This is a genomic window from uncultured Streptococcus sp. (genome assembly GCF_938036805.1).
In the GTDB taxonomy this organism is placed as follows: domain Bacteria; phylum Bacillota; class Bacilli; order Lactobacillales; family Streptococcaceae; genus Streptococcus.
The window spans coordinates 1-14,164 of sequence record NZ_CALHWC010000189.1; the positions used below are offsets into that span (position 1 = coordinate 1).

The 14,164-nt window shown below is 42.2% G+C and carries 12 protein-coding genes and 1 pseudogene; 3 read left to right on the forward strand and 10 right to left on the reverse strand.

Features of this window, described 5'->3' with window-relative positions:
- Positions 1-94 (reverse strand): hypothetical protein (locus Q0191_RS07815; RefSeq protein WP_297665380.1); only part of this gene is annotated, 94 nt, incomplete at its 3' end.
- Between the two features lie 184 nt (positions 95-278).
- Here Q0191_RS07815 and Q0191_RS07820 point away from each other — a divergent pair.
- Both Q0191_RS07820 and Q0191_RS07825 read left to right on the forward strand, forming a co-directional pair.
- Complete coding sequence (locus Q0191_RS07820; protein WP_297665355.1) at positions 279-737, forward strand: DUF1694 domain-containing protein; 459 nt, start codon at positions 279-281, stop codon at positions 735-737.
- Positions 734-1,063, forward strand: a pseudogene (locus tag Q0191_RS07825) (nuclear transport factor 2 family protein); the annotation flags it as partial. The gene Q0191_RS07820 and the pseudogene Q0191_RS07825, both read left to right, overlap by 4 nt.
- Positions 1,064-1,216: 153 nt before the next feature.
- On the opposite strand, the gene Q0191_RS07830 reads toward Q0191_RS07825, so the two are convergent.
- The 9 genes from Q0191_RS07830 to Q0191_RS07870 form a co-directional block, all read right to left on the reverse strand.
- Complete coding sequence (locus Q0191_RS07830; RefSeq protein ID WP_297665357.1) at positions 1,217-2,347, reverse strand: glycerate kinase; 1,131 nt, start codon at positions 2,345-2,347, stop codon at positions 1,217-1,219.
- Positions 2,348-2,355: 8 nt separating this feature from the next.
- Entirely contained in the window at positions 2,356-3,003 is a 648-nt protein-coding gene (gene serB / locus Q0191_RS07835; RefSeq protein WP_297665359.1) for a phosphoserine phosphatase SerB, read from the reverse strand.
- 99 nt (positions 3,004-3,102) lie between these two features.
- Positions 3,103-4,827 (reverse strand): septation ring formation regulator EzrA, encoded by a 1,725-nt coding sequence (ezrA, locus tag Q0191_RS07840; protein WP_297665361.1) that lies wholly within the window; start codon positions 4,825-4,827, stop codon positions 3,103-3,105.
- A gap of 85 nt (positions 4,828-4,912) precedes the next feature.
- Positions 4,913-6,862: a DNA topoisomerase (ATP-hydrolyzing) subunit B gene (gene gyrB, locus Q0191_RS07845; RefSeq protein ID WP_061910407.1), complete on the reverse strand. Its 1,950-nt coding sequence runs from the start codon at positions 6,860-6,862 to the stop codon at positions 4,913-4,915.
- 1 nt (position 6,863) lies between these two features.
- Positions 6,864-7,442, reverse strand: a complete 579-nt coding sequence (locus Q0191_RS07850; protein WP_297665365.1) for an HAD-IA family hydrolase — start codon at positions 7,440-7,442, stop codon at positions 6,864-6,866.
- A gap of 123 nt (positions 7,443-7,565) precedes the next feature.
- Positions 7,566-8,114 (reverse strand): DJ-1 family glyoxalase III, encoded by a 549-nt coding sequence (locus Q0191_RS07855; RefSeq protein ID WP_297665367.1) that lies wholly within the window; start codon positions 8,112-8,114, stop codon positions 7,566-7,568.
- 36 nt (positions 8,115-8,150) lie between these two features.
- Positions 8,151-9,383: an FtsW/RodA/SpoVE family cell cycle protein gene (locus Q0191_RS07860; protein WP_297665369.1), complete on the reverse strand. Its 1,233-nt coding sequence runs from the start codon at positions 9,381-9,383 to the stop codon at positions 8,151-8,153.
- 12 nt (positions 9,384-9,395) lie between these two features.
- A complete protein-coding gene (locus Q0191_RS07865) occupies positions 9,396-10,370 on the reverse strand; it encodes a YeiH family protein (protein WP_297665371.1) in 975 nt (324 codons plus the stop codon).
- 115 nt (positions 10,371-10,485) lie between these two features.
- Entirely contained in the window at positions 10,486-12,930 is a 2,445-nt protein-coding gene (locus Q0191_RS07870; protein WP_297665373.1) for a bifunctional DnaQ family exonuclease/ATP-dependent helicase, read from the reverse strand.
- Positions 12,931-13,062: 132 nt separating this feature from the next.
- Between Q0191_RS07870 and Q0191_RS07875 the strand changes: the two genes are divergently transcribed.
- The gene (locus Q0191_RS07875; protein ID WP_297665375.1) at positions 13,063-13,698 is read left to right on the forward strand and encodes an MBL fold metallo-hydrolase; all 636 of its coding nucleotides are present in this window, start codon (positions 13,063-13,065) and stop codon (positions 13,696-13,698) included.
- Positions 13,699-14,164: the final 466 nt, after the last annotated feature.

Below are 14,164 nucleotides of genomic sequence, written 5' to 3' on the forward strand. Positions count from 1 at the left end.
AAGCACCTGATTCAGTATAAACTTCTACTTCAAGTGTTGGGTTACCGCGTGAGTCGAGGACTTCGCGAGCGTAAACATCAGTAATAATTGACATTTTGACTCTCCTTATTGTTTAAAATTATTTACTAGTCTATGATACCTCAAAAGCGCTTTTTTTTCAAGGAAAAACAGCAGCTTTGCTTGAAAAATCACAATTTTTGAAATGCAATCGGTTACATCCTATCTTTTTCTTAACGGTTTGAAAATCAGAAATCCTTTATTTATGATATACTAGAAACATGACAGATCTAAATAACATTATCATGGAAAAATCTCAGGGAAATGCTAAGCTCAATCCTGATGAACAGCGCAAATTTCTGGAAACTTTTGAAGAGCGGGTGATTGGCTACTGCTCTATTTCTGATGCAAATTCTACTCTCCTAAAGCAGCATTTTAAAGAAATAGTTGAGAAGATCACTAAAAGCTACCATCCTGTCACAGTCAAAATATCGCCTGAAGTCATATCCAGCCAGCAGGTTTTCTACCTAAAAACCGCCAAAGACTTAGGCTGCGAGGCCACCATCGTCTCTGCTTTTTGCCAATCCTCTCCTTTCGGTTTGGTGATCCATAGTGATCGTCCTGTGATTGCGGAAGAAAAAGACTTGAGCAAGCAATTTGCCGACGTCCTCCATCCAGCAGAGAGTAAACCATCTCCCCGCAAGAAAACTTCTCTTTGGAAAAAAATGTTTCATAAATGACGAATTTAGAGAAATTATTTGCCTTTTTCGAGGCGAAAAATCAGCGTGACTGGGACATTTATCAAACTTTTTTAGACGAGCATGTCATCTGGGACCTGCATGGAGAATCCCCAGAAATCATTCAGGGAAAAGAAGGCTACCTCCACAGGATAAAGGAAGCTTATCAGGACAGTTCCACACAGTTTAGTTGCCAATACTATCACACTAATGCCGAGCAAAGTCGGATTCTAACAATTTTGGTCAATGACCACGGAGACCTTTCCTGCGATCTATTTGAATTTGCAAACGGCTTAATCATCAAAGAAATCGAATATTTACTGAAAAAGAGAGGGGGGACAGAAATCGGTAATTCGTTAGAATTCGATTTCGTCGTCCCATCTCCGCACGGTTTAGTAGGGCTGTAAAAGCTGATGAAATCAGCCTAGTAGAGCCCACTCAACCACTGCGTCTTGCTCGACAATCCAAAGACAATTGAGAGGCTAGGACTTTTGTCCCAGTCTTTTTTTGATGGCTAATAGGTTGCCAATATTGCGAGCAGTACGAACCAGATTTTCCCTCGCCTGGGCTAAGGTTTCATCCAAATCCGCAACTTGGGAGATAATTGGAAAAGCTGCTTGAATATTTTCTCTAGGAAATGGGGGCAAATCAGCTGCTAAACTGCCACAAATTGCAAGAACAGGAATCTCTTTCGGCGTCCGCCTTGCTACTCCAACTGGAGCCTTTCCTGCCAAAGACTGCTTATCCATGCGCCCCTCACCAACAACAACTAAATCCGCTTCTTTAACCCTGCGGTCAAAATCCAGCAAATCCAGACAGGTGTCAATTCCTGACACGACTTTCCCCTTAGCAAATGTAACCAGCCCTGCTGCCATGCCCCCTCCTGCGCCAGCACCAGCTTGGGTAAAAATCTGTGGATTGGCCAGCTCATAAAAGTTCCTCATTTCCTGATCGACAGATGAAAGAAGCCATTCAGACAGGTCTTTCTGCCGTCCAAAGACCTGCGTTGCTCCCTGCTGACCACATAAAGGATTGGAAACATCTGTCAAAATCTCAATTTCTATATCATCCAAGCAAGTTGGAACACGTTCCGCAGAAATTCGAGCAACTCTCCCTAAAGAGGAACCGATCGGTCGCAGTCGATGATTGTTTTCATCAAAAAATTCATAACCTAAGCCTGCTGCCATACCGATTCCCCCATCATTCGTCGCCGAGCCTCCAACACCGACCAGAATCTTCCTGACTCCATTTTCGGCCAAATGAAGAATCAGCTCCCCCAGCCCTCTGGTTTCTAAGCCTAAAGGATTGCGTTTTTCCTTAGGAATTAAAGCCAGTCCCACTAAATCTGCCATTTCAAAAAGGGCTAGCTGGTCTTGTCTTGCATATTTCATTTCGACTGGCTGGCCGAAAGGTCCGGTCACCCAGTGGCGAAACTCCTTTAGCTTCATAGCCGAAATCAAGGCAGCCACAGTCCCCTCGCCGCCATCTCCAATAGGCAGTAAGTCAAAAGTCGCCTCTGGCAAGGCTTGGGAAAAACCTTCTTTCAAGGCTTCTGCTACCTGAACGGCAGACAAACTTTCCTTAAAAGAATCTGGTGCTAACAAGATATGCATCGTGCCTCCTATTTTTCCTTCCCATCTAAAATATCCATTACTTGATAGAGATCATAAACATTGATTTGATAGGGCGCTTGCTCTCTTACAATTGGCTTGGCATTAAAAGCAATTCCAATGCCTGCCGTTTGAATCATAGGCAAATCATTGGCACCATCTCCCATAGCAATGGTTTGATTTAATTCCAAACCATTTTCTTGAGCCCATTCTTTCAGCATCTGAACTTTAGTATCTTTACTAACAATATCTCCCAAAACATGACCTGTAAGCAAGCCATTCTTGATTTCTAAGCGATTGGCCTTTACATAGTCAATTCCTAGCTCCTCAGCCAGTCTATCCACCGTTTCATGAAAACCACCTGACACCAAGCCAACCTTGTAGCCACGCACATGCAGCTCATCTACTAATTTTTTAGCACCAGGCGTGAAATGAATCTTGTCAGCTATCCGCGAAAAGATAGTTTCTGGAAGCCCCTCCAAGAGTAAAACCCTCTCCCGTAAGGCAGCCTCGAAATCCAATTCCCCGCGCATGGCTCGCTCGGTAATATCGGCTACTTGCTGCCCAACTCCTGCTTCCTCGCCCAGTAAATCAATCCCCTCTTCCATAATAAGAGTGCTATCTACATCCATAACCAATAGACCTTTGACCTGACCCATCTACTCACCTCATGTTTTCTATGATTTGTTGTATTATACAGGATTTTCAGTGACAAGACAAGCTAGATTGCAAAGAAAAAAGTTCCCGAAGGAACTTTCTTAGAAGCGAATATTTTCGCGTGTTTTTTCATATGAGTTGATGAAACGAGCTGAAACCCCAGGCTCAACAACATCCAAGGTTTTTGAAATAATTTCCAAAGATTTTGCATAGTCAAATTCAACTTCAAAGGCATGAAGGGATTCATTGAAGGCTGCCTGCACATTATCATCGAAGGAACGATAACGGTTAGAGTATTGTAGCAACTGCTCTGTTAAGGTAGAATTTCGAACGATTCGATATGTCTCTTCTTCCAATTCATTCATTGTATTTGCCAGAATCTCTAACCAGCGGTTAACAGATTCGATATTCACACGAGTTGCTTCCAACTCTCTAGCCAGCTCCTCAATATAGTCGCTTGCTCCAAAGAAAATTGTTAAGAAGGACTCTGGAATACCCGGTAAATTACGTTTTTCCATAAATCGCTTAATCGTATGCAATTTATTGGCGTAAATCGTAACTTTTTGACGGGCATTGACATCGTCTTTTTCAATCTTATCTAGTTGCTCACCAAGTTCAACTTGTTCATCTTCGATTTCTCTCAAACGAGCTTGAATGGATTCCAACTCTTCCTTAACAAGTGAGAATGGCTTCTTCATCTCAGCTGCATCTTCGAGAGCAGTCAGAACGACTTCTTCTTGAGCAGACAGTTCAGATTTTAAATCTCTAATATGGCTAATCTCAGGTTCTGACAATAAGAATGAATGCGACAAGCGTTCCATTTCACTTTGAAGCTGTTGGTTATTCTCTTTAGTGTGTTCTAAATAGTCAGGAAGGTAGTTCACCAACTTCTCAACGACTTTATGAGCCTCAATTTCTCGAGTAAAGATAGCATACAGAGCATCGATTTCCTCTTGAATCTGTTCATTCTCATACAAGGCATTATCCAACTCCAAAGCCGCAAGATTTTCTTCATTTCGTTTCAAACTAGCACGAAGTTGTTGGAAACGCGCCTCTAAGTCAGTCTCAATAAAATGATAATTGGTTTCCAATAATTTGCGGTAGCCAGACTCCAAATCTTCTAATTGATCTGGTAATTTCTCAGTCAAGTCTTCTACAATTGCTGGAACTTTTTCGACGATCTGTGTTAGTGCCAAGATACGATCTTCTGTTTTGTCTAAGATTTCTGCCGCTTCCACAGGATCCCCTGAAGAATTGAGAGTAACAAATTGAGAGAAATCAGACTCAATATTTTCCATTTGCTTCTGAATTTCTGCAAGAGCTCGTCCATAAGCGTCAGGATTGCTAGCTACAGTATGCTGCAAATTTTCAAATAGATCTAGGGCATGTAAAACTCGTCCGCTATTTTTAGATTCTTGTTTTTTGAGATCTTCTAAAGCCTGACGAATCGCATGAATATCTTCACTGATTAAATCAATTTGGCTTTCAATATTTTCGATCGCGTGCTTGGCTTTGAGGAAACGGAAAGAATTATTGTAGCCCTCTGCCTCAAAGAGATTGTTCTCAATGTCAGCAAATGAATTTAAAGAAAGGTCTACCCATTTTTGATTCCATTCACGGAAAGTCACTTGACTTTGCCCAATCAAATGTAAATTTTTAACTTCTTCCACTTCATCATTCACGGGAAGATTGTAAAGTTCCTCTTTTTTCTCCTCCAAACTTCGAAGCTTCGCTTCATTTCGTTTTCTCATATAGATAGCAGTAAAATAGCCTAAAATTAATAGTGCTGCTACTACAATAATGAGAATAATCAGTCCATTAGACATATAAAACTCCTTCATTCTTTTACTAAAAAGCAAACATATTGATTATATCACAAATTCATTTGTAATGGTTGTTTTTTCTAACTTTTTAGACATCAAGTGTGCTATATACTGCATTTTTTTCGATAAAGTCACGACGAGGCTCTACACGATCTCCCATCAGCATATCGAAAATCTTATCAGCTTCCGCAGCATCATCGACAGAAACTCGCGCCATTAGACGGTGTTCTGGGTTCATGGTCGTTTCCCACAACTGATGGTCATCCATTTCTCCCAAACCTTTGTAGCGCTGAATCGTCGGCTTAGAGCGACCTTCGCTATAGCGCTCAAGAGCAGCTTGCAGTTCTTCTTCTTGATTAGCACCTGGCTGGATGTATTCTTTTACCTCGCTGCCGACCTTGACACCATAGATTGGTGGTTGGGCGATGTAGACATAACCTGCTTCCAGAACCGGCTTCATGTAGCGGTAAATCAAAGTTAGGAGCAAAGTCCGAATGTGAGCTCCATCCACGTCCGCATCAGTCATGATGACTAATTTATGATAGCGAGCCTTGCTAACATCAAAGTCAGCTCCAAAACCAGTTCCCATAGCAGTAAAGAGACTGCGGATTTCTTCATTAGCCAGAATCTTATCCATACTGGCTTTTTCAACGTTGAGAATTTTACCGCGAATCGGCAAAATAGCCTGAAATTCACGGTTACGCCCAGACTTAGCTGAACCACCCGCTGAGTCTCCCTCCACGATGAAGAGTTCTGTTTCCTGTGGGTTGTTGGACGAGCAATCAGCCAATTTCCCTGGCAGATTAGAGATTTCCAAACCAGACTTCTTGCGGGTTACTTCCCGAGCTCGCTTAGCAGCAATTCTAGCCTTAGAAGCCAAAATTCCCTTTTCAACGATTTTTCGAGCCACCGCAGGATTTTCCAAAAGGAAATCTGAGAAAGCTTCACTGAAGAGGCGATTAGTAATCTTGACTACTTCGCTATTACCCAGCTTGGTCTTGGTCTGACCTTCAAACTGAGGGTTGGGGTGCTTGACAGAGATGACTGCTGTCAGTCCCTCACGCACATCTTCCCCAGTCAGATTGTCTTCGTTTTCTTTGAGAAGCTTGTTTTTCTTGGCATAGTCATTGATGACCCGTGTCAGGGCTGTCCGGAAGCCTTGCTCATGCGTTCCACCCTCGTGGGTATGGATGTTATTGGCAAAGCTCATGACTGTTTCATGGTAGCCGGTCGTGTACTGCATAGCCACTTCAACCGTAATATCGTCCATTTCGCCGTCAGTATAAATCGGCGTATCAAAGATAACATCCTTGTTTTCATTGATGTATTGGACATAGCTGGCAATCCCACCTTCATAGTGGTAATCCTTGGCCTGCTCCATTCCATCCCGCTTATCAGTGATAGAAATTCTGAGACCACGATTGAGGAAGGCCAGTTCTTGCACCCGTTTATTAAGCTTCTCAAAGTCAAATTCCACTGTTTCAGTGAAAATCTCTGGATCCGGTGTAAAGTGGACTGTCGTACCTGTACGATCTGTCTCACCGATGACTTCTAGATCAGCGACTACATGACCACGACGGTATTCTTGGTAATGAATCTGGCCGTTTTTATAAACGCGGACATCCAGCTGAGTGGACAGGGCATTTACAACGGAAGAGCCCACACCGTGCAGACCTCCCGAGACCTTGTATCCGCCACCACCGAATTTTCCTCCTGCGTGAAGGACAGTAAAGACAGTTTCCACAGCTGGACGGCCTGTTTTCTCCTGAATATCAACCGGAATGCCTCGACCATCATCAACAACTGTAATCGAATTATCTTTTTCGATAAAGACTTGAATGTGAGTGGCAAAGCCAGCCAAGGCTTCATCAATCGAATTGTCAACAATTTCCCATACTAAGTGGTGCAAACCTTCCTTAGAGGTTGAACCGATATACATACCAGGGCGCATCCGAACGGCTTCTAAGCCCTCCAAGACCTGAATCTGACTAGCGTCATATTCTTGCGCTTGTATGTCTTGTTGCTTTTCTTCTGTCATGTTATTCCTTTTCTAGTTCAATATCTACAAATTCTTCAAGATTTTTCATATTATCAAAGAGGTAGCAGCTAAAGCCGGCCGCCTGACCAGCTTCGATATCAATCGGGCGATCTCCGATAACCAGCCCAGACTCAATCTGGTACTTGTCTTTTAAATACAGCATAGACTCAGGATCCGGCTTACGTTTAAAACCATTAGTAGCCGTCACTACTTCTGTAAAATAAGGATCAATCTGCGTCTTCTGCAAAATCTCTAACACCTGATCATCTCGGTGAGAAATCAGAAAGTTTCTGCCACCTTGCTGGATAATTTGCGCCAATAATTCTGATGCACCGTCAAATAAAATCGGATGCTCTAATTCCTTGGCCTCGTTCGCCTTATAAGCCTTTAAAAATTCCTTGTTTCTAGGGGCAAACTGGCGGACTGCATACTCTGTCGAAACCTTGAGAGCCTTATAAACTTCATCATGACTCGCAGTCAGACCAAAGTCCTGCAAGGTATGGACAAAAGCTGCGGTTGAAGTCTCATAATTATCCAAGAGAGTCCCACCTAAATCCCAGATGTAATCTTGATAATTCATACCCTTTATTATACCATATTTTTTGAAAAAAAGGGGCTTTTATTTATGATGAAATAGCATATTTTCATCGATTTTTCATCCAACTTAGACAGAAAAAAATCACCCGAAAATCGAGTGAATCTTTTAGTTCTCAAAAACATCTTTAAAAAGCATAGAACTTGCCAATTGATCTGCATCTCCGCCTAACTGGTGAACCAACTCATAGGCAAAAGGCAGGGCTGTGGATGGGCCACGGCTGGTGATTAACTTTCCATCTATGACAACGGTCTGCTTCTGATAGCTACCGTTTTCAATGTTGGCTTCCACTCCATCGTAGCAAGTGAAGTTCTTATCATTCAGGAGCCCTGCGCGGTCAAGGGCAATGGGAGCCGCACAGATCGCTGCGACAAATTTACCTTCTGCTTGAAATTCCTGCAGAACTTCCATCAAGCGGTCGTCATCACGCAGATTAGTTGATCCTGGCATACCGCCCGGAAGAACGACCATATCATAAGCAGATAAATCCCCATTCCAGACTTGATCGGCTTTGACAGTAATCTGGTGAGAGCCGGTCACAGCCTCCTCAAAGCCAATCATATCACAAATAAAGCCTGCACGACGCAAGACATCGACAACGGTAAGAGCTTCTATTTCTTCAAAGCCATTGGCTAACATAAGAGCTACTTTTTTCATATAAAACACCTTTCTAGGATACGAGGTATCCATTTCTTATTTTATTTTTCTAAGTACAACTTTTTTACGAACGGCTGGCGTGACAGCTCGCTTCTCCTCCTCTAGATTATTCTGATAAGAGACAGACAGTAGGAGGCCGATTCCGATGAGATTGCTGACGATAGAGGAGCCCCCTTGGGAAATGAAGGGGAGCGGAATCCCTGTCAAAGGCAAAATCCCTGTCACAGCACCAATATTTTCAAAAATATGAAAGAGGAGCATCATAATGAGGCCGGTCGAGATATAAGTGTAGAACTGATTGTTGGACTTGATAGTGATCTGGAGCATGCGATAAATCAAAACCAGATAGATAACAATCACTAAACTAGAGCCAAGAAAGCCAAAATCCTCTGCAATCACGGTGAAAATCATATCACTTTCACGGACAGGTACCAGCAGATTTGAGACATTAAATCCTTGACCTAACAAACCACCACTTCCAATAGCAATCTGCCCCTGTGCCTGTTGATAAGTTATCGTCTGAGCGTACTCAAAGGGATGCAGCCAAGCTGAAATCCGATTGATCTGATAAGTCGGCATCCCTAACCCATGGAGAAAAGCACGGCCACCATTTGAAATAAAGATCAACATAAAGACAGTAAAAAGAAGGGATACTGTCAAGAAAACTGGTAGAATAATCTTCCACGAAACACCAGATAAGAGAACAATGCCGCAGTAAATCGCAGCAAATACTAGAGCTGTCCCCAAATCACTCTGCAAGGCTAAAAGAAACAAGACTGGCAAGGTATATAATGCTAATTTTACAATCAAAAAGAGATCTAAAGCAATGGTTCGCTCATAGTTCTTATTTTGCTGCAGAAACTTCACTACAACTCGCGACAGCATCAAAATATATGAAATTTTCATAAATTCAGATGGCTGAAAGAGAGTAACCCCGCGAATAGATACCCAGTTTTTCGCCCCTGTAGAAGCCACTAAGCTCTCACTATAAAATACAAGCGGAAGAACCATAAGTCCTAAGCCTAAAACATACAGAAAAGGCGTCATCTTCCAAAGAAACTTAGTGTTAAAAAACATAACGATAAAGCTAATCAGAAAGCCTAATAAAATCCAAACTACTTGCTGACCAACAATCTGCAAGACATTATTTGGATAATCATGACTAACCGCTATATAAATAGCCGTAACTCCGATTGATAGTAAGAGCAAGACAGGTAAAAGCAAGCTGTAATCAATCCGAGACTCAAATGTTCTTCGCTGTGAAGGCATAATTTTCCTTTCTTACAAAAAATATTGGATAATCAAACTAGAAACTGCGACGCAGAACCAAGCAAAAGCTCCGGTTAATAAAGGTCCCGCTCCAGCCTCCCTGAACTGTTTGAATGACACCTTGGTTCCAATTCCTGCTAAGGCCATAGCCATCAGCCATTGGGATAAAAGTTTCGTGTAAGGAACTAGATTTGATGGAAAAATTCCCAAACTGCTCACTACAGAAGCCAGGACAAACCACAAAATAAACCATGGAAAAATCTTCTTCAAGTCTACTTTTTGAGCTGACCGCTTATCTCGAACATATCGATAGCCTGCAAAGGTGAGGCAGGCGGGTACAATCATCAAGGCTCTGCTTAGTTTGACAATAGTTGCCAAATCTCCCGCTGCTTGACTGTAAGTATAACCCGCCGCAACGACTGACGAAGTATCATTGATGGCCGTCCCTGCCCAAGTCCCAAAATAGGCATCAGACATTTGCATGAGATGCCCCAGAAAAGGAAAGATAAAAACAGCTAAAATATTGAAAAAGAAGATGGTTGAAATGGAAAGAGCAATATCCTCTTCTTCTGCTTCTAAAATGGGCGAAGCTGCTGCAATAGCTGAACCACCACAAATTGCCGTTCCAAAGCCAATCAAAATGGTTAAAACACGTCTCATCTTGAAGAACTTCCCAGCTGCATAGGCCGCCAAGAATGCAATCAAAATAGTTAAAAGACTAATCTTCAAAGAGGACAAACCCGTTGCAGAGACCTTGCCGATTGACATAGAAAAACCTAAAAAGATAATAGAATATTGAAGCAGTTTCTTTCCTGAATAGGTCAAGCCCGGCTGAAAGGAGTCTGGCAATTTCCATAAATTACTAAGCAAAATTCCTAAGACAATGGCAAACACACTGGATCCAATCAGCGGAAACCAATTCCCTAAATAAATGGCAATAGCTGCTATCGCAAATGATAGAGCAATTCCTGGTAGATTCTTTTTCACGTCATAACCTTCTTCCTAGTCTTTTCATTATAGCAGATTTTTGGCATCAGTAGCCGAGAAAATTTGCAATCATTTAGAAAAACAGCCAGATAAAATTGACTGTTTTCAAGCAGTTTTAGTCGAAAAATTCTTTTAATTCCTTTACAATATCCCGCTGCGACAGCATTTCTAGAGATGCCAATTGATTTAGATTTTGCTGGATTTGCCGACCATAGCGCTTAGTTGAAATACGCTTGTCGAGAAGTATAACCGCCGACTTTTGGTGTTCATTGCGACGGGTTCGTCCCATGGCCTGCTTCAATCGTAAAATAGCTGACGGCAACTGATAATCGTAAAAAGGATTTTTGCCTTCTGCCTTCAGATGATGATTGATCTTTTGCACAAAGAAATCTCTGGGATTATCAAAAGGAATCCGTGTGATCAGCTGAATAATTTGCTCTTGCTGAGCAAAATCCGCTCCTTCCCAGAAACTGCCTGCTCCCAGCAAGATAGTGGCCTCTCCCTTGTCAAAACGACGCTTGATATTGGCTGGCTCGCCGTTCTTATACTGGGCCAAATGCGGCAAGGTCAGCTGGTCTGAAGTGGCAAGCAATAAATCTTTGGAGGTAAAGAGAACCACCATTGGCAGATTCAATAGAGCTAAACTCTCCAAGCTTGCGACAATCCTCTCAGCATATTCCTGCGTTGATAACTCCACCACATCTGGAAAATCTAGATCTAAGAAAAGTTTCTGCAGGGGCTTCTTTTGCTGAGGAAGTTTATAAAAATAATAATCCTCAAAACCTAGTAACTGAGGTAAATTCACCTTGGAACTAATCTCCAAAGTAGAGGAAACCAAGATTACCTTAACGGTATCAGGCAGGAAATCCTTAAATCTCATGAGTTCTGAGCGTCCAGCATGAAGCCTTGTCACCCGATGATCTGCAAACTGCTCTTCCGTTAGCCAGTAGTATTGGTACTTAGTTGAAAACAATTCCCTGAGCTCTGGCAGCAAGTTTTCATCCAGCTCAGACACATCCTGACGCAGCTTGGCTATCTTCTGTGAATCCAATTCACTGGTCTTGCCCCGATGCTTTTCAGCAGCATCCGCCAGTTCAAATTGGATGCTTTGCAAGAGGCGTTCTTGTAAAATCTGTTTTTCTGTCTGCAAAGCTTGGCTGATAGTTTGCAATTGCTTGGTCAAATTGATACTGGCCTGCGAAAAACTTTCCAAGACAAAAAACATTTTTTGAGCCTCGTCCACCACCAGCATCCGATTGTCCAGCAAAGACTGATCATCTTCAAGGCGCGTCAGAAGGTAAGCATGATTGGTAATCACGACACGACTGCTAGCTGCCTTGACCTGCCCCAGTCGCCAAAAATCCTCTTCATAAAAGAGCGAATGCTTGCTTAATTTCCCATCATGGCGTATCTGACTAAAGTAAGACTCAAAACGATAAGCCTGACCGATTTCATTTAAATCACCCGTCTCCGTCTCTGTCAGCCAGATCAAAAGCTGCATTTTGCAACGATTAACAAGTCGATTGTCATCCAAAACCGATAGACTTTGATAAAAATGATCTAATTTTAGATAATTTTCGGGACTTTTGAGATTATGAAAGGAGATATGAAAGACTTCCTCTAAGAGTCGGCCTTCCTTTTGCATCAGCTGGTCCTGTAAAATCTTCGTCGGAACGGTTACTAAGACTCTATCCTGACCATGAGCCAAAATAGGCAAAAAATAGCCAAAAGTCTTGCCAAGCCCTGTCTGAGCCTCCAAAAAGCTAGGTGCCGTCTGACTAAGCGCCTCAGTCACATACTCCGCAAATCTCAGCTGGTCGGGACGCTCGTCTAGCCCCAGCAGATAAAGGTTGGTCAGAAAGTCCTGTGAAAGTTTCTTCTCAGGCGGCAGGATTCTCGGCTTTTTCAAAAAGATACCGTGCGTCTCCTGCAAAGCCTTTCCAGAATAGTCTGGCATCGACTGAAAAATCTCTTCTATAGCTAGCCGTGACTCATAGATGAGACTATTGGAAAATTCCAGCACCTTCTCCAGAAAAGCTTTTGGCAGTCCAGTCATCTTTTTCTGGATTTTTAGAAATAGCTGAGCTGTCGCCTGAGCATCTGCCAAAGCGGTATGAGCATTTTCCAGAGGAATTTCCAGAAGCTCGCACAGATTTCCTAAGGCATATTTATCAAAAGTCGGATAAAAAACCTGAGCTAATTCCACCGTATCCACTCTCGGAGTCAGCAGGTCAAAGCCTTCCCAAAAGAGAGCTTCTGCCAATAAATTGGCATCAAACTTGACATTATGAGCGACAAAAATCGCATCTTCAATAAGTTCATAAACTTCACGGGCAACCTGTGAAAAATCCGGAGCTTGGCGTAAGCGCTGATCATCCAATCCTGTCAGCTGTTTAATATGCTCATCCAGAGCCTCATGCGGATTCACATCTGTTTCATACGTTTGGCAAATCATCCCGTTTTCAATGATAACAATGCCGATTTGAATAATTTTTGCATTGCTGTTCGCACTTGTAGCCTCCAAGTCGATGACAGCATATTTATAGTTCGATTGTGTCATACTGCTATGATTATATCACAAATGCCAGCCTGAGACATCTGAAAATAAGCTAAGCTACAAAATTAATTTTGTGCAAAATTTCTGCTTTTTTGTTACACTCTTTATTGAGAAAACATACGCAAAGGAAGCCCAATGAAAGTTCACAAAATTGTCAATCTCATTGCTTTTGAAAATACTTATGTCCTTGAAAATGACCGTCATGTCATCGTCGTTGACCCTGGCAGCGACTGGCGGAAGATTCAACGCAAGCTAGAAGAAATTGCTAAACCCATCACAGCTATTTTACTGACTCATACGCATTACGATCATATCATGAGTCTGGATAAGGTCCGAGATAATTTTGCCAATCCACCCGTCTATGTAGCTGAGAGCGAAGCAAGCTGGCTCTATACTCCTACTGATAATCTTTCAGGTCTCGACCGCCATGCAGATTTGGAAGACGTCATTCTCAGACCTGCTGAATATTTTTTCAACTATCACGAGGACTACCAGCTGGATGACTTTTCTTTCTACGTTGTTCCAACCCCTGGTCATTCTATCGGAGGAGTTTCCATTATTTTCCCAGAAGATCAGGTCGTCCTGACTGGTGATGCCCTCTTCCGTGAAACCATCGGTCGTACAGATCTGCCGACTGGTAGCATGGACCAGCTCCTTACTGGTATCCGCGAAGAGTTATTTGTCTTACCCAAAGACTATCGCGTCTATCCCGGCCATGGAAATGACACAACGATTGGTCACGAAAAGAATTTCAATCCATTTTTCCAATAAACTGATAGTGAGGCAGAAATCAATACTGCCTCATTTTTTTTTATATAGTAAACAACTGTTTCTATGTAAGAATGAAAAAAGGGCTTTTGGAAAAAGTCAGGAAATAGGCTCTACAATCTGACTTCCATGTCATGTCGCTTTTTGCTTATTGTGATATACTTAGTTCATAGAAAATAAAGAATGGTCTTCATAATGGATAAAAGAAAAATTTGGTTAATTCTGCTGGCTATTTCAGCTATGATAACTCTCCTTGGATTAGGTTTTTCTGCTTATAATTTTTATGTTTTTGACAAGCCTTTTCTAAACAGTACCACAAGAGGCCTCTTGTCTGCATTCTTTTTTACCCTCATCATAATCAGCCTTGGTCTCTCAAAAACAGACCAATAACAATAATTTATACTTTTAATGCAATAAAAAGAGAGTGGGACAGAAATCGGTAATTCGTTAGAATTCGATTTCGTCGTCC